Consider the following 20,550-nt stretch of genomic DNA (forward strand, 5'->3'; position numbering starts at 1 on the left):
AATTTCCAAGAGCACTATGCTTAAGTCTAGCTAAATATCATGCTTAAAAATATAGGTGCTATCTTTGGCGCCTTTTTTTACATCGATCTTAGTTATCTGAATACTAGAAAAATGAGAATTCATTAGAAATCACATATGGAGGAAGAGGAATGGAGATTAAAATACTTAATGAAAACGATTATTTAGAGACATTACGGCTATCTGAGTATGCGTTCCAGTATCATGTCCCCGATGATAAGATTCCTAGCAGATTAGAAAAGTTAAAATCTCATAAATTATTAGGGATAAAAGAAGATAATGTTCTTGCAGCCAAATTACACATTATTCCACTCGCAGTTCATATGAATGGTGATGAGTGGGAAATGGGGGGGATCGCCGGGGTTGCTACCTTTCCGGAGTATAGGCGGAGTGGATATGTTAAATCTTTACTAATGGAAGCGTTATCACAGATGAGTCAAGATGGGCAAATTGTCTCTTTATTAGCCCCATTTGATTTTGCATTTTATCGTAAATTTGGCTGGGAAATTTTAAGTGATGTTAAGAAAGTAATGATTGAAAAAATAAATCTCCAATTCCTCAACCCACAGCCAGGTTTCATTAAAAGGTATGCTAAGTCTAAACACCATGAGGATATAGAGGATATTTATCGGAAGTATAGCCAGAACTATATGGGGCTGCTTGTTCGTGACACGGACTGGTGGAAAGAACATGTTTATGATGAGCAATCACATGCTGCGGTTTACTACAATTCCGCTAAAGAGGCAAGGGGATATATTTTATATACTATAAATGATAGAAAAATGGATATTCAAGAAGTAGTGGTGCTAGACCAGGAAGCAAGAGTGGGACTGTGGAATCTTATTTGTCAGCACGATTCAATGGTCGATCGCGTTACTGTAAATTTGCCAGTACATGATCCATTTTCCTATTTCCTAAACCAGCCGAAATTAAAAACAGAGGTAATGCCTTATTTCATGTGTAGAATTGTTAAGGCAAAAGAATGTTTAGAAAGGTTTCCGTTTGATCAGAAAGCAGAGCCTATATTTCTTCATCTAGAGGATCCTTTTGCTGCTTGGAATAACGCCACCTATCTTATTGGTAATGGTGAAGTAAAAGCGTATAAAGCGAAGCAGGGAAGCCAGTGTGTCAACCCGCCCAAGAAGGGGATCCGTTTGACCATCAATGAATTATCTGCGATTCTCTTTGGCTATAAAAGGCCTGTTGAGCTCTTTGAATTGGGGTTAATAAAGGGGGCAAAACAGGAAATTAACCAATTTGAAACGATGATCCCACAACTAAAATCGGCCTTCTATGACTTTTTCTAATCAAAAGAAAAGAACAAGGCGCATGAAACATTTCATGCGCCTGTTGCATTTTAAATTGCAAATTGACTGATTTCTTTTGTCACGGTTTCAATGATTTTTTTACATTGATTAACAAGGGAAGCAGGGAAGTTTTCCCCCTCACCATATTCTACCCCGTGAGGATAATAATGCTTTCCTAAAAGTGGTGTCAGCAATTGAATCGTTGCCTTAAACGTGTCCACATCGCCTTCAGTCGCTACGCCTTGAATGCGAAGATAGAAAATGCCTTCTTTTAGCTCGAATTTGCGGTCATATGTAACTCGGTCATAATCCCATTGACCGGCCCGGACTAAACCATATTCATGCATTACGTCATCTAAACGGTTTATGTCCGCTTTTAATTTTTCAATTCCAGTATTCTCGAACTTCATCCTAAATCCCTCCTAAAAACAGTTGCCATGCCCCTATGTTCCTAAATTGGTATTGAAGCAAAATATAATTCATTTTAATAATAGTTGAATTTTTAACAACTTGCAATGAATAGATTTGAGCGAATAAAACCGGTTGCATTGGTAAAGCCTAAACTATTGAAAAGGGGTATAAAAATACTTTTGGAGGAAATAATTATGGAAAAAATACGTGACATTATGACAGATGAGGTAGAATGTTGTACATTATTAGATAATATTTTTGAGGTTGCTGTTAAGATGAAGGAGCTAAACGTTGGAGCGATACCAATTGTTGATAAGGAAAAAATAGTAGGGATGATAACAGATCGGGATATTGTTATAAGAGGGGTAGCTGAAAAACATCCTGGGTCTACAAAAGTAGAAGATATCATGAGTAAAAAATTGATATCAGTAAGTCCAGACACTTCCTCAAGGGAAGCAGCAAAACTAATGGCTGATCATCAAATTCGCCGATTACCTGTTGTAGAAAATGAAAAATTAATAGGGATTGTTTCTCTCGGGGATTTTGCCATTCGTGAGCTGACAGATGACCAGGCAAAAGAAGCCCTAAGCGAAATCTCAGAACAGAATTATAATGACTTACAGCATTAGAAATTTAAAATTTTATTAATAACCATTTGAAACAGGTACATGATGTGCCTGTTTTATTTTTAATCAGGTAATAATTCTGAGATTTTTGCTTATCACTCTTACTAAACAGGATATAAATGATATAATTGTTTAATCAAAACATATAATGATAGAAATTGTTACAGAGAGGGTGAGTGCGACTGCGTACTCTAAGCAGAATCTTAATACTCTCAGTTGTTTTCCTAACAATTGGTTTTTACATTAGTATAAATGGAAAAAATGATGATAGTAAAGTACTGATTAAGGAAGATCATACGTCCGAGATGAAACAATCTACGCCACAGGATGCTGATAAAACAAATGAGAGTCCATCACCATTGGAAAAGCCAAAGGAAGGTTTAGCTCTTTTAATCGGACAAGATGTTTCTAATCTCGAAAAAGAGTATGGAGCACCGATGAGAATTGACGAATCGATGTATGGTTATCAATGGTATATTTATAATCAAAGCGACAGCCGTTACTTACAAGTAGGGGTTGAAAATAATCGGGTTGTCACTATTTTTGCCTTAGGGGAAAGTTTAGATGTTGCCCCCTTTGAAATTGGCCAGCCTGTCGAAGAAATATTTAATACGCAATTTTTTGATACAAATATTAATCTTAAAGTAAATGGGAATACTTATCGTTTCGAATTGAATGATACGGATTTAAATCTTCGTCCAATGGTTCGTATGGGGGATATTTATGTCCAGTTATATATAGATAAGTTTACTGGTAATCTTTCAAGTGTGCGTTTTCTCGATGCAGAAACCTTGGTTAAACAACGTCCATATGAACTAGTTTATCGCGGCCAGCTCATTACGCCACCTGCTCTTGATGAAGATAGGATGAAATTAGTAGAACAAAGTACAGAACAAGAAATTTTTGATATTACTAATGCTTTAAGAATTAGGCACAAAGTAAAACCCTTGGTCTGGGATGAAAAAACTGCTGAGGTTGCCTTTGAACATAGCAGGGACATGGCTCAAAACAATGATTTTTCCCATACGTCAAAAAAATTTGGTGATTTGGCCAATCGCCTAAAAACAGCTAAAGTTGCCTATCAAAATGCCGGGGAAAATATTGCTGCCAACTACACGGATGGACCTGCAGTAGTAGAGGGCTGGCTTAATAGTAAGGGACATCGAGATTCATTATTAAATAAAGATTTCTCTCATCTAGGTGTGGGAGTCTACGAAAAATATTATACACAAAACTTTATCCGTAAAACAGCGGAATAAATTGAAAAGAGGTGGCATAATGTCACCTCTTTTCAATTTCCCAGTTAGAAAATAAAAAATGGCTTTTTTCCCAACTGCCATATAAGCGAACGGTTTCCCCGATTATAAATGTGTCTTTTTTAGCGTCTGGAGTAAGGGGAGTTGTTTTTAATGCAGTAATCACCCTGTTGGAGGATTGAAGTTTAATGCTCTGAACCAAAACATACCGGTCATAATAGAACCGCTGCTTCTCTTCGGTGCTATCGATTATCTCACCTGTTACAACTGATTCCTGACGAACGTCCCCAGCCTTAAGCCATTTTCGATTTTGCTCTTTTCTCTCTTTTCTCGTTACCCAAAAAAAGTACAGACATATAATCGGGATCACTATGGCGGTAACCATCTCGATTAAACGCCTCCCTATCCCTTTTTAATGATAAAAAAAGTGCCAGTGGCATAGGCTATTTTTTTTCCATCACTGCGGAAGGCCTCACCAGAAATGACCATTGTTTTCGTGCCTTTATGAATAACCTCAGCTTTGCAGCGAAGTGTTTCACCAATACCCGGTGCTATATAATGAATATTTAATTGATTTGTTACGGCACCATATCCTTCCGGCACTAGCCGATTGACCAGAACCCCCATGGAAGTATCAAGAACCGTTGCGGTAATTCCTCCATGAACAATGTTTAGGTTATTATGAATAACAGGACTAATGGGAATCGTAATTTCATAGCATTCATTCTCGAAGCTTGTTTCCATATGCAAGATTCCATCAATATAGGTACGCCGATTACCTTTTATCTTATTTTGTACACCCTCAAGTAGCTGCTTGATCACACCGAGGTCTTCCTCAGACCCTTTTTGGAGAATGGATTCTAATAAATGACGTAATTCTTCCTTCATATTTTTACCTCTTTCATATCTTTATCTCTTGCCATCTTACCACTAAGAAGGCGAATAATAAATTAATTAACTGCGAAGGCATTTCACACTTCCTCTTTTTATACATATTGTATTATTGGCGATTAATATGGGCAGAGGTGAGAATAAAATGACGCAAAAGAAATTGCATCCTTCCGTGCTCCAATTTAAAGAATTTGTAAAGAACAATCCGCACATCATTAAGGAAGTTCGGAGTGGAAAGGCGACTTGGCAGGAATTATATGAGGATTGGTATTTATTGGGGGAGGAAGATACCCGCTGGCAGACGATGGGTACTGAGAAGGAACAGGAATCTAAAACAGACCAAGAGTCTAAAAATGACTGGTTATCCAATATCATGGGCATGGTGAAAAAAATGGACCCAAATCAAATGCAAGGCCATATAAATAACTTAAGTCAGGCTTTAGGGGCAATCCAAGGCGTTATATCCCAATTCCAAGGTGGTAATGTTAACTCTGTTTCAGGACCATTAAAGCCGCAAGAAGGACCGAAGCATCCATTTGCTTTTCGAAAAGACTAAATGGAAGGGACCCATACAAAATGCGAAGAGATGTACTAGATTATTTGGAACGTCAAAAGGATTTAAAACAATTTATACGAGAACAGCCGCTATGGTATAGAAAACTTACAAGAAACCCTTATGATTTACAAGCACTCGAAGTTGCTTCGTTACACTATTATAAAAAAACAATCCCCGATCATGTAGAGAAATTTTCAAATAGCGTGCAAATGGCTTCGATGATGTACCATATGTTTCAGGCAATGAAAACGCAAAATTAAGAAAAGACCACAGTATTCAATTGTGGCCTTTTTTCATGCTCTCGCTATTTTTAATAGGAGGTCTTAAACCTCGGATGCTGGTTTCCGCTTAGGACATTAGACTGATTAAAATATGAATGGTAAATATCCCTAGGGCAGCAGGAATTTTCGCTTTCTTCTTGTATATATGTTAAAATATCCTTGGAGGTGGGCGAAAAGTGCTTGCTACTTTAGAAAGAATTGAACTATTAGAATACGCCGAAGACTTAGCCAAGATGGTCTTAACGTCTGATATAGCAGAACAATATCAGATTAGTTTATATAAAATGCAAAACAATAAAGAAACACAACGGAAAATCAATCGATTTGCCAGTCTAAAAGAACTTTATGAGGAAGTTCAGCGGTTTGGTAAATACCATCCAGATTATAAAAGAGTGATGCTGCAAATTCGCGAGGCGAAACGGGAAATGGATTTGGATCCGCTTGTTGCAGATTTTAAGCTGGCTGAAAATGATTTGCAAACTCTCCTAGATGAGATTAGTAAATCCATTGGGGGAGCCGTATCAGAACATATTAAGGTGCCTAGTGGTAACCCATTTTTTGAAACGGGTCATAGCTGTGGCACGGGTGGAAGCTGCGGATGCAGTTAGTGAAGGAATCAGCTTTTCGTTAAGCTGATTTTTTCATTTCTTTTAAGCATATTATGATATTAAGAGCTAAAGTTTGAATTGAAATAATACGTTTTGATGTGCTAGACTTATTTTAAATGATGGTTTTGCTGAAGGGGAATATACAATGTTTGTTCAAAGACAAGGATTAGTAGTTTGGCTGTACTCTTTAAAACAAGCCAAAATGCTTAGGCGTTTCGGTAACGTTCATTATGTCTCAAAGAAGTTAAAATATGTTGTCTTATACTGTAATCAGGATGAAGTCGAGGGGATTATGGAAAAGTTAAATTCCTTTTCGTTTGTGAAAAAAGTTGAACCTTCCTATAAACCATTCTTGAGAATGGAATATGAAAATTCTGCCCCTGATAAAGCCAAGGAATATGATTACAAAATGGGAATTTAAAAGGTGAGGGATGCTCCCTCACCTTTTTGCTGTCTGAACTTTGCTCTTACAATCTTTATTGAAAGGGCAAAATATAATGGTTTAATCGCAGAATTCCTATCAAATACTGATAAAATAATTCTTTTTCATTAAAGGTGATAGATGGTTTTACCGTAAGTTCGATGATTTGTTTTCCAATCGATTGCGCTGTTTTGGAAAACAAATCAAATCTTTTATTTGGCAGACTAGCTGGATTTGGAATCCCTTCGCGACATATATATAGCGCTTGGAATTTTCCCGGGTCTGTTGGTTTTAAGATAACAACTAAGGAAGTCATATCTTTACCGTCAATGTGTGTGTGCAGTGCCATCATATGCTGGAGGCGGTGTTGATTGGCTTTTGCAAGTTCAAGCAGCTCATAAATATCTGAATATCCTTCCCCTAGTTCAATAAAACGCTGTATCAATTGACATTCTCCTTTAAGCTTGATTCATCCCTACTTTATCATTTAATGGCAGCCAAATAAAGAACAAAAGCGCAAGCGCCTTGGTTAGCCCCGACAAGCATAAGACGAGCCGGCTGAAAGGTTGCTCTTTAACCTTTTGGACGGATTGGCTTATGACCTCGAGGGGCTAGGCGCTGGAGCTGGACGTATCTAACCCTGAAAAATGTTATCCACAAGTAGTAAATCTATAATTTTCTAGAACATAAAAAAAAACCCTGCAGAATAATCCGCAGGGTCCTTCTATATCCTAAAGCAAAGGATAGAAGGCAAAGGGAGAGGAGAAACCGGAGGAAGAACTTATGGGGAAACGTAAGTCTTCTCCGCGGTTGGCAACAACATCCTCGAATTGATGTTGTTAATTACATTATCTCCACAACAGAAAAGCTTATACGTCATTTCAATAAATTTTCCAACTAGATCGTAAAAAGAGATGAAAAGATATTCGGAACAGATTGTCTTTTTTATAAATTATGATAGGATGTATTAAGAAAAATGATTTTCAAAAATGTGGTGATATGTCCATGAGAGTAGTTTCAGGTATATGTAAGGGAAGACCGCTAAAAGCAGTCCCTGGAAATACAACACGTCCGACAACAGATAAAGTTAAAGAAGCCTTGTTTAATATGATTGGACCTTATTTTGATGGCGGGGCGGGTTTAGATTTATTTGCAGGCAGCGGCGGATTAGGTATTGAGGGACTTAGCAGAGGCTTAGAAAAGGTTATTTTTATAGATCGAGAGTCAAAGGCGATACATGTTATCCAAGAAAATATAAAGGCCTGCAAATTTGAAGATCGATCAGAAGTTTATCGTAATGATGCTGACCGAGCATTAAAGGCCCTTATAAAAAGGGGAATTTCTTTTGATTACATATTTTTAGATCCGCCTTATAAAAAACAGCAGCTTGTCAGCCTGATGGAAAAAATGGACCAACAGGACTTGGTAAAACCAGATGGAGTTATTGTCTGTGAACATAGCTTTGATGTGGAATTACCTCAAATAGTAGGGAGATTTAACCAGATAAAACATGAAAAGTATGGGATTATTGCTGTGACGATATATTCGAATGGCAGTAAGGAGTAAGGAGGAGTCCAGTTGGCTAGAATTGCGGTATGTCCAGGAAGCTTTGACCCCATTACCTATGGTCACTTAGATATCATAAAGAGAGGTGCGAAGGTATTTGATATTGTATATGTGAGTGTGTTGAATAATTCCGCAAAAAGCCCTTTATTCACGCTTGAAGAGCGGATGGACCTGATTAAGACAGTTACAAAGGACCTTCCAAATGTAAAAGTGGATGTTCATTCAGGCTTACTTGTTGATTACGCGAAGTCCGTAAATGCCAATGCCATTATTAGGGGCTTACGGGCTGTATCAGATTTTGAATATGAGATGCAAATTACCTCCATGAACAGGGTTTTGGATGAAGATATTGAAACCTTCTTTATCATGACCAACAGCCAATACTCTTTCTTAAGTTCAAGTATTGTAAAAGAAGTAGCCAAGTATGATGGCGATATTTCTTCATTAGTTCCACCGATCGTGGAGAAACAATTACATAAAAAGTTTGGAAGATAAAAAAGCGGAAGTCCCGTATCGGTGTGACCGTTTTGTGGTATAAGGAAAAGAGCTGGGCTTAAGCCTAGCTCTTTTTTAACCGTGTAAACAATAGGACGGTATAGATTAAGAGTGAGAAGATCGTAATTAGCGGACCAACCTCGATCATTTTATGATAAACATGATTTGCCGTTGAACCATCGCCCAAAGAAACAACCGGTAAGGTATTGGAGGGTTGTTCGTTATGACTAAAACGGATGTAGAGAGGTTTCCATAATAGTAAGGCAAATAAGGCTGCAAAAATTCCTTGGAGAATCCTGGCGATAAAAAAGGGTTTAAATCTAATATCTGTTTGGGCGAGGATGCTTGCAACTTGAGCTTGAATACTAAAGCCGCTAAACGCTAAGATAAAACTAGTAATAATGGCTTTTTGCAAAAGGGTTGCATCTTGAACATGACTTATTAATTGGCTTCCCATTGTAATTTCAAATAGTCCCGAAATAAAGGGAATGCTCAACATATCTGGGAATGACAGAGACGAAAGCATCACTTCAACTGTTTTTGCCAGTATGGCTGTTATATGTAGTAAATAGAGTAATTTGTTAATCACAGAGAACAAAATGATAAAGCCGCCGATCATTAATAAGGTTTGAATCGATGAATTAACTGCATCACCTAAAAGTTTTCCGATCGGCCGATTATCTTTTATTCTCGTTTGATGGAGAACTGAGAGGGCTGTTCTAAATTTGAATTTTTTTCGTTCATGTGAAGTTTCAGGTGTCTCCTTTCCATAAAAACGCATGATGATTCCTACACATATATTTCCCAAGTAGTGTGCAGCTGCTAAGAGTAGTCCAATTTTAGGGTTATTAAAGAAGCCAACCGCAACAGCACTAAATATAAATAAGGGATTTGAGGAATTGGTAAAGGATACAAGCCTTTCTGCTTCTATTTGCGTTAAATGCCCTTCTTGACGTAACCGTGAAGAGAATTTGGCTCCGGCAGGCTGCCCAGTGGCCATCCCCATCGCCCATACAAACCCGCCAACGCCCGGAACTTTAAATAAGGGTCTCATCAGAGGTTCTAACATTACCCCGATAAATTTTACAACCCCAAATCCAATCAACATTTCAGAGACAATAAAAAAAGGCAAAAGGGAAGGAAAGACAATTTCCCACCACATAGTAAGGCCGCGAATGGATGCTTCGAATGACTCCCTTGGAAAGGAGATCAGCGATGCAGCTAAAATGGTAACAGAAACGGATAAAAAAACCGTTTTTAGTTTTGACAGAACCAATCAAGTTCCCTCCTTCCAAACGATTGCTCAAATTGTGCAAATCAATAGTATCAATGCTAAAATATAGATTAATCTTATGAGAAAATCGTTGACCTTGTCCCCATATACATCAAATATACTCATAGAAAAGCAATTTAGACCATAAGATTGAACGAGTTTAGCTTTAATTCTACACTCTTTTATGCAACAGTAATGGGAGGTCAGTTGTGATGGAGCACCCAAAAATTGGCTTGGCACTTGGTTCAGGTGGTGCACGCGGGTTTGCTCACTTAGGTGTAATAATGGCATTGAAGGAAGCTGGAATTCCGATCCATCTAATTGCCGGTAGCAGTATGGGGGCACTTGTGGCCAGTTTTTATGGTGCTGGACTTGATTTCGATCGTTTGTATAAATTGTCCACTGCTTTTAAAAGAAAGTATTTCTTAGACTTTACAGTTCCTAAAATGGGTTTTATATCAGGGAAAAAAATCAAAGAGTTTATACGGGTTTTTACCCATGGAAAAAACATTGAGGAACTTTCCCTCCCGATTGGGATTGTGGCAACCGATTTATTGACAGGTGAAAAAGTGGTTTTTCATAATGGACCTGTTGCTGAAGCTGTAAGAGCAAGCATCTCCATCCCAGGAATTTTTGTACCAGAAAAATATAATGGGAGAATTCTAGTCGATGGCGGTGTTGCCGATCGAGTCCCGATATCAGTCGCCAAAGAAATGGGGGCAGATATCGTTATAGCGGTAGATGTGTCAAGGGTAAAACGAAACGCTGAAATAACAACAATTTATGATGTCATCATGCAAAGTATTGACATTATGCAGACGGAAATTATCAGCCACAGGGAAACAACGGCAGATATCATGATCCGCCCCCCTGTTGAAATGTATAGCTCACGTGCCTTCACTCATACAGAAGAAATCATTACGATTGGCATGGAAGAAACTAAAAAACATATCAAACAGATCAAAACCGTCATCGAAAAGTGGAAGGAGTAACACGAGCAATGCGTAGGAAAATATACACAGGAACAATCATTTTGCTGGCACTTATCTTAATTGGCGGTATGTATTATTCACTGCCCTTTTATGTTTCAAAGCCAGGGATGGCCAAGGAGTTAGAGCCAATCATCACCGTAGATGACGGCTATAAAGAAGAAGGAAGCTTTATGCTGACAACCGTAAGAATGGGAAGGGCCAATATTTATTCCTATCTAGAAGCAAAAATGAGGAAGTATGAGGAAATTTATCCACTGAATATGATTCTAACTGATAAGGAAACAGAGGATGAATACAACGCCAGACAGCTTCATATGATGGCAGGCTCGAAACTAAATGCGATCGAGGTTGCCTATCGAAAAGCGGGCCTTCCAGTTAAATACAAATATAAAGGAATCTATGTGGTCCAAGTTGTTCCAGGAATGCCTGCAGAAGGAAAACTCCAGGCTGGGGACCGGATATTTAAAGTGGACGGGAATAGTTTTCCATCCTCTGAAAAATTCATTGAGTATGTGAGCAAAAAACAAGCGGGCGATAAAATTACCTTAACGTATTTAAGAAATAAGAAAACAAACACTGTTTCGGTTAGTCTGCAGAAATTCAAAGAGGATCCGACAAAAATTGGCATTGGGATCTCACTTGTAGACGACAAATCCATTATTGTTGATCCTAAAGTAAAAGTAAGAACAGATGAAATTGGCGGTCCATCGGCAGGGTTAATGTTTTCCTTAGAAATTTATAACCAGTTAACAAGTGAGGATTTAACAAGAGGATATCAAATTGCCGGTACAGGGACGATTGATGAACAAGGAAACGTGGGGCCAATTGGTGGAATTGAACAAAAGATAGTGGCTGCCGATAAAGCGGGTGCTGAAATATTTATAGCTCCTAACGAAAAAGGCTCTAAAACATCCAATTATCGAGATGCATTGAAAACTGCTCGGGATATAAAAACAAAAATGAAAATTGTGCCTGTGGATACATTTGACGAAGCCGTACAATATCTTGAAAAATTACCAGATAAAGAAAAAGGATGATGAGGCCATCATCCTTTTTTTAACCAGATCGGCTGTTGCGTAAATTCCTGATTCATTAATTCACTTCCTGAATGATTGGCAATACCAAGGGAATAAACGCGTGCAGCTTTTAGGTCAAGCTGAATTTCTTTCTCCTTATAAGAGGAGAGCTTCGAAACGAGGGGAAGGGAGAAGTCTTTTTTTCGCTTATTTAAATATTCTTTGCCTTTATTGGTCATGCCTAAAAGTCTTAAATACGTAGCTTGATCTGAAGGACCTGCCATTTGCCCTTTTTTTGTATTTGTTAAAATATGGACACATAATCGTTGCAGCCTCGTCCACGTGTATCGTTTTGTTTTAATCGTTTCCATAAATTCGTGGAAGCTGCCCGATGTTAAGACTGCGGCTAATAATCTATGTTCCAGTCCCTCTTCCATTTCATAAATATCTCTTAATTCAACGGGACTGCTTGTAAGCAGACGGAATTTGAGATAATCCCAGTAATTTTCCCATTGATGAAAAACCTTATATTCTTTTAGATATTCCATTAACAATTGGTTGGTTGGAGCAGGTACATATTGACTAATAGAATTCTGATTGCCACCCTTCGAAAAAATCGCTTTACGAATGCTTGTCGCACTCGCGATTGTTTCAGAGGCAAAGTGCTCATCGTGATAATCCGCGTTTTTTCTTGCTACTGTTAGAGTTTTAAGAGAACTTTGTTGGTTTCTAATCGCTTTTATGTATTCAATTCCCAAGATATTATTTGGCTTCGCTAAATCTAAATATGAGTTGGAATCGGATAATTGGTGATAGGCTAACGATACTGCTTTTGGATAACTTACTCCGGTAGTGATAAAACGGTGGATATTTTCTTCTAATTGCTGCTTTTGCTCATTTATAAAATCAATGGTCTGAATGAAAGAGGAAAGTTCACCGCTCTCACTTCCAAAACAAACGGAATCACAGCCTGCTGCATCTAAAATAGATATGGCACCACTCGCAAAGATTTCAGCTTTTTGAACGGCAAACATGTAGGGAAGTTCAAAGACAAGATCCACTCCGTTCAGCAGTGCCATCTTGGTACGATACCATTTTGAAACAAGTGCAGGTTCACCTCTTTGCAGAAAATTACCGCTCATTACCGCGATTACAACATCGGCGCCTGCCGCTTCTTTTGATGCATTTAAGTGGAAGGCATGTCCATTATGAAAAGGATTGTACTCCACAATTAAACCAACAGCATTCATATTATTCTCCTTACTAAAATAAATTCACTCCCATTCCATTTAGGAGTTTATATTTTTTTAACATTATAGCAAAATTTTAAGGAAACCAATCAAATAATATGATAAGATGTTCTAGATGTTTGTAAAGGACACATCTGGATACACTAGTAATGGAAATCTTTTTACCGTCAATTTATTTTTGCAGAAAAAATCACCATAATGGGTGTAAAGAAAAAACATTGACAAAAATATTATCGAAGGCTATAATTACCTTTGTTGCCTTGGGGTGATTCAATTGAAATGGACATTAAATCAATTACAAAAATATCGAAACAAGGATTTTATCATTGATGAGATCATTCGTGTGGATGAGATTAAACAAGTTGATCCCACGATTCGGGAAGTTTCTCCGATGCATATCACTGGTCGGGGAGATATTGATTCAACGAAAGTGACGTTTCATTTAAAAATTGAAGGTCATTTAATTCTTCCTTGTTCTCGTACTTTAGTGGATGTAAAACTTCCGATTAATGTCGAAACAACTGAAACTTTCCTCTTACAAGGATCAGTCTATGAAACTGAAGAGGAAACATATCAAGTAAAGGGTGACTTGATTGACGTTACGCCAATCATTAGAGAAATTCTTTTACTTGAGGTTCCAATGCAAGTGTTTTGTGAGGATGTCGATTCTGAAGAAGCTGCACCGCAATCCGGCAAGGATTGGGAAGTTGTTTCTGAAGAAGATCAATCCAAAAAGATTGATCCGCGACTAGCAGGACTTGCAAAGTTTTTTGACGAAAACAATTCTTCTTCCGAATCATAATCGGCAAAATCTAAGAAGCAAAGTGAAGAACCAGTATTCCTGGCCTTCATTACTTTCTTAATACTCTTTAAGGAGGTGGGAAGAATGGCTGTACCTTTTAGAAGAACTTCTAAAACTGCAAAAAGAAAACGTCGTACTCATTTTAAATTAAACGTACCTGGTATGGTAAGTTGCCCAAACTGTGGTGAAATGAAACTTGCACACCGCGTATGTAAAGCTTGCGGAACATACAAAGGAAAAGACGTTGTGAACGACTAATTTCCGTTATGATAAAAAGCACAAGGAGCTATATGCCCTTGTGCTTTTGTCGTTTATAATCAGTTATACAGCGATACATACATCCCAAATAAAAAAGATGAACTAGAGGCAAAGGGGGCGGGAAAAGGCTTTGTCATACACGATTGTTAAATCAAAGAAGGGCTATCTGGTCTTTACGATTACAAGAAAAGAAAAAAGAAATGCAATTAATTATGAAGTGATGAACGGTCTGGCCGAGGCGATAAAAAGGGCGGAAGATCCGGAAATAAAGGCACTTATAATAACGGGGACGGGTGAGACTGCCTTTTGTTCTGGGGGAGATCTATCCGTTTTTCATGCCCTCCATACAAAGGAGGATGCATATCCTATGCTATCTAAAATGGCTGATATCCTATATAAACTCCTGACTTTACCCATTCCTACGATAGCCCTTTTGAACGGAGTTGCTATTGGCGGTGGTTGCGAACTAGCAGCAGCTTGTGATTTCCGATTGGCAAGGAAAGGGATAAAAGCAGGCTTTGTTCAAGGGAAACAAGCAATCACTACAGGATGGGGCGGGGGTTCCATCCTAGCGGAGAAAATGACTGTCCCTAGTGCGATGAAGCTTTTGATGGAAGCAGAGCTGCAAACAGCGGAACAATTAAAAGAGGCTGGATTTATTCATGCCTTTTACGAGACCAGCCCGTTTCAAGCAGGTGAAGAATTTATTGAGAAAATACTAGGGACTGATTTGAAGGTCCTTCAATCCTATAAAAGAATCTGGGTTCGAAAGTGGGAAGAAACTAAACTTAAAGAAAGAATAGAGGAAGAAGTCCGTAATTGTTCCATCCTTTGGGAAAGTGATGCCCATATTGAATATGTAAAGAAGTTTATAAGCAAAAAAACTGTGAATAAAGATTAAAAGACAACTTCTGATTAAGTCTATCTTTTCTAGTAGATGCATATGTATTATAAAAACACTAGGAGGGATGAACAAATGTCACCAACTCGACAAGATGCATGGTCCCAAGACGAGGATTTGTTACTTGCTGAAGTGGTTTTAAGGCATATCCGTGAAGGCGGAACACAGCTCCAGGCATTTGAGGAAGTTGGCAAACAATTAACACGTACCTCGGCAGCATGTGGGTTTCGTTGGAATTCATATGTAAGAAAACAATATAAAACGGGGATTGAACTGGCGAAGAAACAACGCAAAGAATTAAAGAAACAAGATGTCTTGATTGAGGAGACGAATCAAATTGAGCTGGCGGCTGTAGAAACTATACAGTCGGCGCCTCCAGTGGAGCAGGTCGGCAAGGTTACATTTCCTGCTGTCATTCATTTTTTAGAGAATCTTCACAAACAGGCAGAATCTTCTTCTGGTTTTGAAGAAGAGAGGAAAAAGTCGGTCGAAAAAATCAAAGAGTTAGAAAAGAAGACTTACTATTTAGCGGCCGAAAATGAAAGATTGTCAAAAAACCTAAAAGCCATTGAAGAGGATTACCGTTCTTTAATCGAGATCATGGAAAGAGCACGAAAAATGGTTGTCTTGCAGGATGAGGACCGCCAGCAAAAAGTGAAGTTTCAGATGGACAAAAATGGTAACCTTGAAAGGGTGGAAAAATAGGAAAAAGCGGACTTCACGTCCGCTTTTTCCTATTTTAAGGTTAGTTCATTATTTTTAATGATGCTGTGCTTCGACGCCGTCTGGATACCAAACAAGTGGATTTTCGCCGCGGTCACGTTCCATTTCATATTCTACATTGGAGAAGCCCAATTTTTCAAAAAATCCACTAGATTGTACTCTTGGATTTGTCTTAATAGGCAGACCAAAGCTTTTAGCAAAATCCACTAAAGCTTTCCCAAATCCTTTTCCTTGATAGTCAGGCAAAACTTCAAGCTTCCACAATTCTAGGTAATTTTGTGGTGGGGAGAAATAACGGTCAAATTTTGCATCAATCTGATATAAACTCATTCTTGCTACTAGTTTGTCTCCGAAATAGACTCCGTAAAAAGGGGATTCACTATTATTATCTATCATATTTGCTTCTAAATCTTCAAACATCGATAATTCCTGAAGACCGTATTCTTTAAATTTTTTAAACTCTTCCAACGTTTTAAAATTTATTTTTAATTTCTCCACTTTGTACACCATAGCCTGCCTCCTAAATGTTGGTATCTTGTTCTTGTATATAATTATATGCTCTTGAATAATATGAAGAGAATCAAAATTTGCATTATTCAAAATCGATTACTATTATTATATAACAAATAGATAAAAAATTCTTCAATTAAGTTACGGAAGCGTTTACAAAATTTGCAGGAAATTTCTTGAATCGTGTAGAAACAGTTATGGAAGGCGTTAAAAGGGAATGAAAGGGGAAGAAAAGTGCAAAAAATTTTAATTGCCAATCGCGGAGAAATTGCCCTTAGGATTATTAAAACCTGTCAGATGATGGGAATTGAAACGATTGCTATTTATTCCGAAGCTGATCAGGATATGCCTTTTGTAAAAGAAGCAACTAAGGCAATACGTGTCGGAGAACCGCATGTTAGCAAGTCTTATTTGCGAGTTGACAAAATTTTGGAAATCGCCCGTGACGAAAAAGTGGATGCGATCCACCCTGGATATGGTTTTCTATCGGAAAACGCTGCTTTTGCGGAGGAGACCATCAAGGCAGGAATGATTTTTATTGGACCCGAGCCTAAAACAATTGAGTTAATGGGGGATAAAATTGCTTCCCGTCAAACAATGGTGAATGCAGGTGTTCCGGTAGTACCGGGAAGCAGCCATGGATTAAAAACAATTGAAGAGGCATGCAGTCTAGCGGAGACCATTGGTTACCCGATTATGCTGAAGGCGAGTGGCGGCGGGGGAGGAATCGGGATGGTCCTTTGTGAAAATGAGCAAGCGCTCAATAAGTCATATGAATCTACCAAGAAAAGAGCAATGACTTATTTTGGTTCTGATGAAGTTTTTATCGAAAAATATATTACAGAAAGCAGACATATTGAAGTTCAAGTTTTCGGTGATCGGCTTGGAAATATTATTCACCTGTTTGAAAGGGATTGTTCCATTCAAAGAAGACATCAAAAGGTTGTGGAAGAATCACCATCGCCCTTTTTATCTGAACAAGTAAAGCAAAAGATGTTTGACACAGCGATTAAAGCTGCTCGTGCCGTTAACTATACAAACGCAGGAACAGTAGAGTTTATTGTTGATCAAGAGGAAAACTTTTATTTCCTTGAAATGAACACACGCTTACAGGTCGAGCATCCGGTAACGGAAATGATTACAGGGCTTGATTTGGTGAAGTGGCAAATCTTAGTTGCTCGCGGTGAAAAGCTCCCGCTGCAGCAAGCTGAAATTTTATCGCACGGTCATGCAGTTGAATTTCGTCTTTATGCGGAAGACCCTGTCCGATTTTTACCTTCTCCTGGAAAAATTACCACTCTTCATTGGGATGTGGGAGAAGGGATCAGGATAGATTCCGGTTATAGTGAAGGCGGGACAGTAACTCCTTTTTATGACCCGTTGATTGCCAAGTGCATTTTTTACGGGGAATCGCGACAAAAAGCATTAGCTGCTGCCAAACGTTTTTTTAAAGAGATAAAAATTGAGGGCATTAAAACAAATGTGCCGCTTTTTTTAACGATTTTAGACTCTGACTCTTTCCAAAAGGGAGAGTATACCACCGATTTCTTAAATAAAAATCATGTGAAATAAGGGGAGAATTCAAAATGAAGGAAATCACAGCATCAATGGCGGGGACAGTCCTAAACATTTTCGTTGCAGCGGGAGCTAAAGTAAATCCTGGGCAAGAAGTTGTCATGTTAGAATCTATGAAAATGGAAATCCCGATTGAAAGCGGAATAGAGGGAGTTGTCCGAGAGGTAAAGGTAAACAGCGGGGATTTTGTAAATGAAGGGGATGTCTTACTGGTACTAGAATAGCATGTTTAGAAAAGGGGGAGCACGGGTGACGACAATTAATACGTTAGTTGATCAATTAAACGATAATCGGAAAAGGATCGAAGCCGGCGGCCAGCCTAAATATCATGAAAAGGCTAAGGAGCAGCAGAAACTTTTTGTACGTGAGCGGTTATCTCGATTATTTGATGAGGGTAAATATGAAGAGGATGGTAAATTTGCTAATTTCCAAGCCGGTGACCTGCCTGCTGATGGTGTGGTAACAGCAATTGGTAAAATTAATGGTCAGACGGTTTGTGTGATGGCAAATGACTCGACCATTAAAGCTGGTTCTTGGGGAGCACGGACAGTAGAGAAAATCATCCGAATCCAAGAAACAGCTGAAAAATTAAAAGTTCCGTTATTTTATCTGGTTGATTCAGCCGGGGCAAGAATCACGGATCAAGTCGAGATGTTTCCAAACCGGCGCGGTGCTGGAAAAATCTTTTATAATCAAGTAAAGCTTTCTGGTATGATTCCACAGGTATGTATTTTATTTGGCCCTTCTGCGGCTGGTGGAGCCTACATCCCCGCCTTTTGCGATATTGTCATCATGGTTGACCAAAATGCTTCTATGTATTTAGGTTCGCCAAGGATGGCTGAAAAGGTTATCGGGGAAAAAGTAACACTCGAGGAAATGGGCGGTGCCCGGATGCATTGTACGGTCTCGGGCTGTGGCGATATACTCACCTATAGTGAGGAAGAAGCCATTGACTCTGCAAAAAAATACCTCAGCTTTTTTCCTGCCAGCTTTAAAGAAATAACGAAAAAGATTACGGGAATCCAAGCAAAACAAGGCCGAGATTTAGAAACGATTATTCCGGAAAACCAAAATGCACCATTTGATATGCTGGAATGTATTGAGCAATTAGTAGACAATGGCAGTTTCTATGAGATCAAGAAGCTATTCGCTCCGGAAATTATTACTGGTTTAGCTCGCATCGATGGCAGGGCCGTAGGGATTATCGCCAATCAGCCTAAGGTAAAAGGAGGCGTGCTATTTGTAGATTCTGCAGATAAAGCAGCCAAATTCATCCAGCTCTGCGATGCCTTTCATATCCCATTATTGTTTTTAGCGGATGTTCCTGGCTTTATGATTGGAACAAAAGTGGAACGGGCCGGGATTATCCGTCATGGCGCTAAGTTAATTGCCGCAATGAGTTCGGCCACTGTACCCAAAATTTCCGTTATTGTGAGAAAGGCATACGGTGCAGGGCTTTATGCCATGGCAGGTCCCGCCTTTGAGCCGGACTGCTGCATTGCCTTACCTACTGCTCAAATAGCGGTCATGGGTCCTGAAGCTGCTGTAAATGCCGTTTACTCTAATAAAATCAATGACATTGCCGATCCAAAAGAAAGGACCGCTTTTGTCCAAGAAAAGCATAAAGAGTATAAAGAGCAAATTGACATTTATAAATTAGCTTCTGAGTTAATTGTCGATGAAATTGTTGCGCCTTCCGAACTAAGAGAGGTTCTGATTCAGCGGTTTGCTTACTATGAAACGAAAGAGCTTACCTTTAGTGTCAGGAAACATCCAGTCTATCCTGTATAAAAGATGGAACCTTTTCGACAGATATTCGAAAAGGTTTTTTTGTATCTACTAACAAATGGCATCATCTGATAGAATATTAGCAAGCAGTATGACAATGCAGATTTTAAAAAAAGGGGTAAACATCCATGAGGGTTGGGATTATTGGAGCGGGGTCGATTGGATTATTGTTTGCTGCCTACCTTAGCCGAGTATTTGATGTAACTGTATATACAAGGTCACAGGAACAAGCAAATGAAATAAATTTACATGGAATCTCATTGCTTAACAGGATGGACAGAACAGTGGCCGTGGTTAAAGCAGTTCCGATAACGGACTGGCAGGGGTCAGAAGAGTTAACGATTATAGCGGTAAAACAATATCAGCTATTTTCATTTTTGGAGAGATTAAAACAAATACCGGTAATGCCTGAAAACCTTTTATTTTTACAAAATGGGATGGGGCATTTAAAACTGCTTAACGATCTTAAGGGAACGAATGTGTATGTCGGTTCAGTGGAACATGGAGCCCTTCGAGAGAATCTTTATACTGTTCGGCACAATGGTGCAGGTACGACTAACGTAGCCGTTTATAAGGGGGATTCTGAGTTCTTGCAATGGTTGACGGGTGTCGTATCTAAAGTGTTTCCGATGACTTATCAAGAAGAATATTTTGCCATGCTGGAAAAAAAGTTAATTGCCAACGCCATGATTAATCCATTGACGGCAATCCTTCAAGTGAAAAATGGGGTACTAGTTGATAATCCATTTTATTATAAGATATTACAAAATCTATTCGGTGAAATTACTGCCATATTAAACCTTCAGGATCCGGAAGAATATTGGGGACAAGTGATTAAGATTTGTCAACAAACAGCGGATAATCGTTCGTCTATGTTAAAAGATATAGAAGCTAACCGACAGACAGAGATAGACGCCATTTTAGGTTATTTACTTGAAGAAGCTTGCCGCAAAGGGATAACATCTCCTCAACTAGAAACGCTTTTTTATCTTATTAAAGGAAAAGAAAGCCAAGGGGAGAGGTAGC

The 20,550-nt window shown here is 38.7% G+C and carries 26 protein-coding genes; 19 read left to right on the top strand and 7 right to left on the bottom strand.

Features of this window, described 5'->3' with window-relative positions:
• Nucleotides 1-149: 149 nt before the first annotated feature.
• The gene (locus J7E81_RS03125; RefSeq protein WP_215040669.1) at nucleotides 150-1,325 is read left to right on the top strand and encodes a GNAT family N-acetyltransferase; all 1,176 of its coding nucleotides are present in this window, start codon (nucleotides 150-152) and stop codon (nucleotides 1,323-1,325) included.
• A gap of 50 nt (nucleotides 1,326-1,375) precedes the next feature.
• On the opposite strand, the gene J7E81_RS03130 is transcribed toward J7E81_RS03125, so the two are convergent.
• On the bottom strand, nucleotides 1,376-1,735 hold the full coding sequence (locus tag J7E81_RS03130; protein ID WP_215040670.1) for a YugN family protein: 360 nt from the start codon (nucleotides 1,733-1,735) through the stop codon (nucleotides 1,376-1,378).
• 195 nt (nucleotides 1,736-1,930) lie between these two features.
• Between J7E81_RS03130 and J7E81_RS03135 the strand changes: the two genes are divergently transcribed.
• Nucleotides 1,931-2,365 (top strand): CBS domain-containing protein, encoded by a 435-nt coding sequence (locus J7E81_RS03135; protein ID WP_215040671.1) that lies wholly within the window; start codon nucleotides 1,931-1,933, stop codon nucleotides 2,363-2,365.
• Nucleotides 2,366-2,538: 173 nt separating this feature from the next.
• Complete coding sequence (locus J7E81_RS03140; protein ID WP_215040672.1) at nucleotides 2,539-3,621, top strand: CAP domain-containing protein; 1,083 nt, start codon at nucleotides 2,539-2,541, stop codon at nucleotides 3,619-3,621.
• 22 nt (nucleotides 3,622-3,643) lie between these two features.
• Here the strand turns inward: J7E81_RS03140 and J7E81_RS03145 are convergent, their stop codons facing one another.
• The gene (locus tag J7E81_RS03145; RefSeq protein ID WP_215040673.1) at nucleotides 3,644-4,003 is read right to left on the bottom strand and encodes a hypothetical protein; all 360 of its coding nucleotides are present in this window, start codon (nucleotides 4,001-4,003) and stop codon (nucleotides 3,644-3,646) included.
• Between the two features lie 17 nt (nucleotides 4,004-4,020).
• Nucleotides 4,021-4,506 carry a PaaI family thioesterase gene (locus tag J7E81_RS03150; RefSeq protein WP_215040674.1) on the bottom strand — a complete coding sequence of 162 codons (486 nt, stop codon included), beginning with the start codon at nucleotides 4,504-4,506 and terminating at the stop codon, nucleotides 4,021-4,023.
• 148 nt (nucleotides 4,507-4,654) lie between these two features.
• On the opposite strand from J7E81_RS03150, the gene J7E81_RS03155 reads away from it, so the two are divergent.
• From J7E81_RS03155 to J7E81_RS03170, 4 genes are all read left to right on the top strand, one after another.
• Complete coding sequence (locus tag J7E81_RS03155) at nucleotides 4,655-5,065, top strand: YlbD family protein (RefSeq protein WP_215040675.1); 411 nt, start codon at nucleotides 4,655-4,657, stop codon at nucleotides 5,063-5,065.
• 20 nt (nucleotides 5,066-5,085) lie between these two features.
• A complete protein-coding gene (locus tag J7E81_RS03160) occupies nucleotides 5,086-5,325 on the top strand; it encodes a YlbE-like family protein (RefSeq protein WP_215040676.1) in 240 nt (79 codons plus the stop codon).
• 197 nt (nucleotides 5,326-5,522) lie between these two features.
• Nucleotides 5,523-5,954: a YlbF/YmcA family competence regulator gene (locus J7E81_RS03165; RefSeq protein ID WP_215040677.1), complete on the top strand. Its 432-nt coding sequence runs from the start codon at nucleotides 5,523-5,525 to the stop codon at nucleotides 5,952-5,954.
• A gap of 145 nt (nucleotides 5,955-6,099) precedes the next feature.
• On the top strand, nucleotides 6,100-6,375 hold the full coding sequence (locus J7E81_RS03170) for a YlbG family protein (protein WP_144562585.1): 276 nt from the start codon (nucleotides 6,100-6,102) through the stop codon (nucleotides 6,373-6,375).
• Nucleotides 6,376-6,430: 55 nt separating this feature from the next.
• Here J7E81_RS03170 and J7E81_RS03175 read toward each other — a convergent pair whose 3' ends face one another.
• On the bottom strand, nucleotides 6,431-6,820 hold the full coding sequence (locus J7E81_RS03175; RefSeq protein WP_215040678.1) for a DUF7147 family protein: 390 nt from the start codon (nucleotides 6,818-6,820) through the stop codon (nucleotides 6,431-6,433).
• 560 nt (nucleotides 6,821-7,380) lie between these two features.
• On the opposite strand from J7E81_RS03175, the gene rsmD reads away from it, so the two are divergent.
• Nucleotides 7,381-7,941: a 16S rRNA (guanine(966)-N(2))-methyltransferase RsmD gene (rsmD, locus tag J7E81_RS03180; RefSeq protein ID WP_215040679.1), complete on the top strand. Its 561-nt coding sequence runs from the start codon at nucleotides 7,381-7,383 to the stop codon at nucleotides 7,939-7,941.
• 12 nt (nucleotides 7,942-7,953) lie between these two features.
• Nucleotides 7,954-8,436, top strand: a complete 483-nt coding sequence (coaD, locus tag J7E81_RS03185) for a pantetheine-phosphate adenylyltransferase (protein ID WP_215040680.1) — start codon at nucleotides 7,954-7,956, stop codon at nucleotides 8,434-8,436.
• A 64-nt stretch (nucleotides 8,437-8,500) separates the two neighbouring features.
• On the opposite strand, the gene ylbJ is transcribed toward coaD, so the two are convergent.
• Nucleotides 8,501-9,712, bottom strand: coding sequence for a sporulation integral membrane protein YlbJ (gene ylbJ / locus J7E81_RS03190; RefSeq protein WP_215040681.1), 1,212 nt, complete (start codon nucleotides 9,710-9,712; stop codon nucleotides 8,501-8,503).
• 209 nt (nucleotides 9,713-9,921) lie between these two features.
• Between ylbJ and J7E81_RS03195 the strand changes: the two genes are divergently transcribed.
• Nucleotides 9,922-10,701 (top strand): patatin-like phospholipase family protein, encoded by a 780-nt coding sequence (locus J7E81_RS03195; RefSeq protein ID WP_215040682.1) that lies wholly within the window; start codon nucleotides 9,922-9,924, stop codon nucleotides 10,699-10,701.
• An 8-nt stretch (nucleotides 10,702-10,709) separates the two neighbouring features.
• The gene (locus tag J7E81_RS03200) at nucleotides 10,710-11,738 is read left to right on the top strand and encodes a SepM family pheromone-processing serine protease (protein ID WP_215040683.1); all 1,029 of its coding nucleotides are present in this window, start codon (nucleotides 10,710-10,712) and stop codon (nucleotides 11,736-11,738) included.
• Nucleotides 11,739-11,746: 8 nt separating this feature from the next.
• Here the strand turns inward: J7E81_RS03200 and J7E81_RS03205 are convergent, their stop codons facing one another.
• Complete coding sequence (locus tag J7E81_RS03205) at nucleotides 11,747-12,967, bottom strand: nucleotidyltransferase (protein ID WP_215040684.1); 1,221 nt, start codon at nucleotides 12,965-12,967, stop codon at nucleotides 11,747-11,749.
• Between the two features lie 274 nt (nucleotides 12,968-13,241).
• On the opposite strand from J7E81_RS03205, the gene J7E81_RS03210 reads away from it, so the two are divergent.
• From J7E81_RS03210 to J7E81_RS03225, 4 genes are all read left to right on the top strand, one after another.
• The gene (locus J7E81_RS03210; protein ID WP_215040685.1) at nucleotides 13,242-13,769 is read left to right on the top strand and encodes a YceD family protein; all 528 of its coding nucleotides are present in this window, start codon (nucleotides 13,242-13,244) and stop codon (nucleotides 13,767-13,769) included.
• An 84-nt stretch (nucleotides 13,770-13,853) separates the two neighbouring features.
• On the top strand, nucleotides 13,854-14,027 hold the full coding sequence (gene rpmF, locus J7E81_RS03215) for a 50S ribosomal protein L32 (RefSeq protein WP_024029176.1): 174 nt from the start codon (nucleotides 13,854-13,856) through the stop codon (nucleotides 14,025-14,027).
• A gap of 130 nt (nucleotides 14,028-14,157) precedes the next feature.
• Complete coding sequence (locus J7E81_RS03220) at nucleotides 14,158-14,928, top strand: enoyl-CoA hydratase/isomerase family protein (RefSeq protein ID WP_215040686.1); 771 nt, start codon at nucleotides 14,158-14,160, stop codon at nucleotides 14,926-14,928.
• 75 nt (nucleotides 14,929-15,003) lie between these two features.
• Entirely contained in the window at nucleotides 15,004-15,633 is a 630-nt protein-coding gene (locus tag J7E81_RS03225) for an RsfA family transcriptional regulator (protein ID WP_215040687.1), read from the top strand.
• A gap of 54 nt (nucleotides 15,634-15,687) precedes the next feature.
• Here the strand turns inward: J7E81_RS03225 and J7E81_RS03230 are convergent, their stop codons facing one another.
• Nucleotides 15,688-16,161 carry an N-acetyltransferase gene (locus J7E81_RS03230; RefSeq protein ID WP_215040688.1) on the bottom strand — a complete coding sequence of 158 codons (474 nt, stop codon included), beginning with the start codon at nucleotides 16,159-16,161 and terminating at the stop codon, nucleotides 15,688-15,690.
• Between the two features lie 234 nt (nucleotides 16,162-16,395).
• On the opposite strand from J7E81_RS03230, the gene J7E81_RS03235 reads away from it, so the two are divergent.
• The 4 genes from J7E81_RS03235 (at nucleotide 16,396) to J7E81_RS03250 (ending at nucleotide 20,549) form a co-directional block, all read left to right on the top strand.
• A complete protein-coding gene (locus tag J7E81_RS03235) occupies nucleotides 16,396-17,733 on the top strand; it encodes an acetyl-CoA carboxylase biotin carboxylase subunit (RefSeq protein WP_215040689.1) in 1,338 nt (445 codons plus the stop codon).
• A 14-nt stretch (nucleotides 17,734-17,747) separates the two neighbouring features.
• Complete coding sequence (locus J7E81_RS03240; protein ID WP_215040690.1) at nucleotides 17,748-17,960, top strand: acetyl-CoA carboxylase biotin carboxyl carrier protein subunit; 213 nt, start codon at nucleotides 17,748-17,750, stop codon at nucleotides 17,958-17,960.
• Nucleotide 17,961: 1 nt separating this feature from the next.
• A complete protein-coding gene (locus J7E81_RS03245) occupies nucleotides 17,962-19,527 on the top strand; it encodes an acyl-CoA carboxylase subunit beta (protein ID WP_215040691.1) in 1,566 nt (521 codons plus the stop codon).
• Between the two features lie 125 nt (nucleotides 19,528-19,652).
• On the top strand, nucleotides 19,653-20,549 hold the full coding sequence (locus tag J7E81_RS03250; protein WP_215040692.1) for a 2-dehydropantoate 2-reductase: 897 nt from the start codon (nucleotides 19,653-19,655) through the stop codon (nucleotides 20,547-20,549).
• Nucleotide 20,550: the final 1 nt, after the last annotated feature.

The organism is Bacillus sp. ISL-18, from assembly GCF_018613415.1.
GTDB lineage: Bacteria > Bacillota > Bacilli > Bacillales > Cytobacillaceae > Neobacillus.

Excerpts from the sequence above, each read along its gene's own strand:
- J7E81_RS03125 (WP_215040669.1), top strand. The coding sequence starts at position 150 with ATGGAGATTAAAATACTTAATGAAAACGATTATTTAGAGACATTACGG.
- J7E81_RS03130 (WP_215040670.1), bottom strand. The coding sequence starts at position 1,735 with ATGAAGTTCGAGAATACTGGAATTGAAAAATTAAAAGCGGACATAAAC.
- J7E81_RS03135 (WP_215040671.1), top strand. The coding sequence starts at position 1,931 with ATGGAAAAAATACGTGACATTATGACAGATGAGGTAGAATGTTGTACA.
- J7E81_RS03145 (WP_215040673.1), bottom strand. The coding sequence starts at position 4,003 with ATGGTTACCGCCATAGTGATCCCGATTATATGTCTGTACTTTTTTTGG.
- J7E81_RS03150 (WP_215040674.1), bottom strand. The coding sequence starts at position 4,506 with ATGAAGGAAGAATTACGTCATTTATTAGAATCCATTCTCCAAAAAGGG.
- J7E81_RS03155 (WP_215040675.1), top strand. The coding sequence starts at position 4,655 with ATGACGCAAAAGAAATTGCATCCTTCCGTGCTCCAATTTAAAGAATTT.
- J7E81_RS03160 (WP_215040676.1), top strand. The coding sequence starts at position 5,086 with ATGCGAAGAGATGTACTAGATTATTTGGAACGTCAAAAGGATTTAAAA.
- J7E81_RS03170 (WP_144562585.1), top strand. The coding sequence starts at position 6,100 with ATGTTTGTTCAAAGACAAGGATTAGTAGTTTGGCTGTACTCTTTAAAA.
- rsmD (WP_215040679.1), top strand. The coding sequence starts at position 7,381 with ATGAGAGTAGTTTCAGGTATATGTAAGGGAAGACCGCTAAAAGCAGTC.
- J7E81_RS03195 (WP_215040682.1), top strand. The coding sequence starts at position 9,922 with ATGGAGCACCCAAAAATTGGCTTGGCACTTGGTTCAGGTGGTGCACGC.
- J7E81_RS03200 (WP_215040683.1), top strand. The coding sequence starts at position 10,710 with ATGCGTAGGAAAATATACACAGGAACAATCATTTTGCTGGCACTTATC.
- J7E81_RS03205 (WP_215040684.1), bottom strand. The coding sequence starts at position 12,967 with ATGAATGCTGTTGGTTTAATTGTGGAGTACAATCCTTTTCATAATGGA.
- rpmF (WP_024029176.1), top strand. The coding sequence starts at position 13,854 with ATGGCTGTACCTTTTAGAAGAACTTCTAAAACTGCAAAAAGAAAACGT.
- J7E81_RS03225 (WP_215040687.1), top strand. The coding sequence starts at position 15,004 with ATGTCACCAACTCGACAAGATGCATGGTCCCAAGACGAGGATTTGTTA.
- J7E81_RS03230 (WP_215040688.1), bottom strand. The coding sequence starts at position 16,161 with ATGGTGTACAAAGTGGAGAAATTAAAAATAAATTTTAAAACGTTGGAA.
- J7E81_RS03240 (WP_215040690.1), top strand. The coding sequence starts at position 17,748 with ATGAAGGAAATCACAGCATCAATGGCGGGGACAGTCCTAAACATTTTC.
- J7E81_RS03245 (WP_215040691.1), top strand. The coding sequence starts at position 17,962 with ATGTTTAGAAAAGGGGGAGCACGGGTGACGACAATTAATACGTTAGTT.
- J7E81_RS03250 (WP_215040692.1), top strand. The coding sequence starts at position 19,653 with ATGAGGGTTGGGATTATTGGAGCGGGGTCGATTGGATTATTGTTTGCT.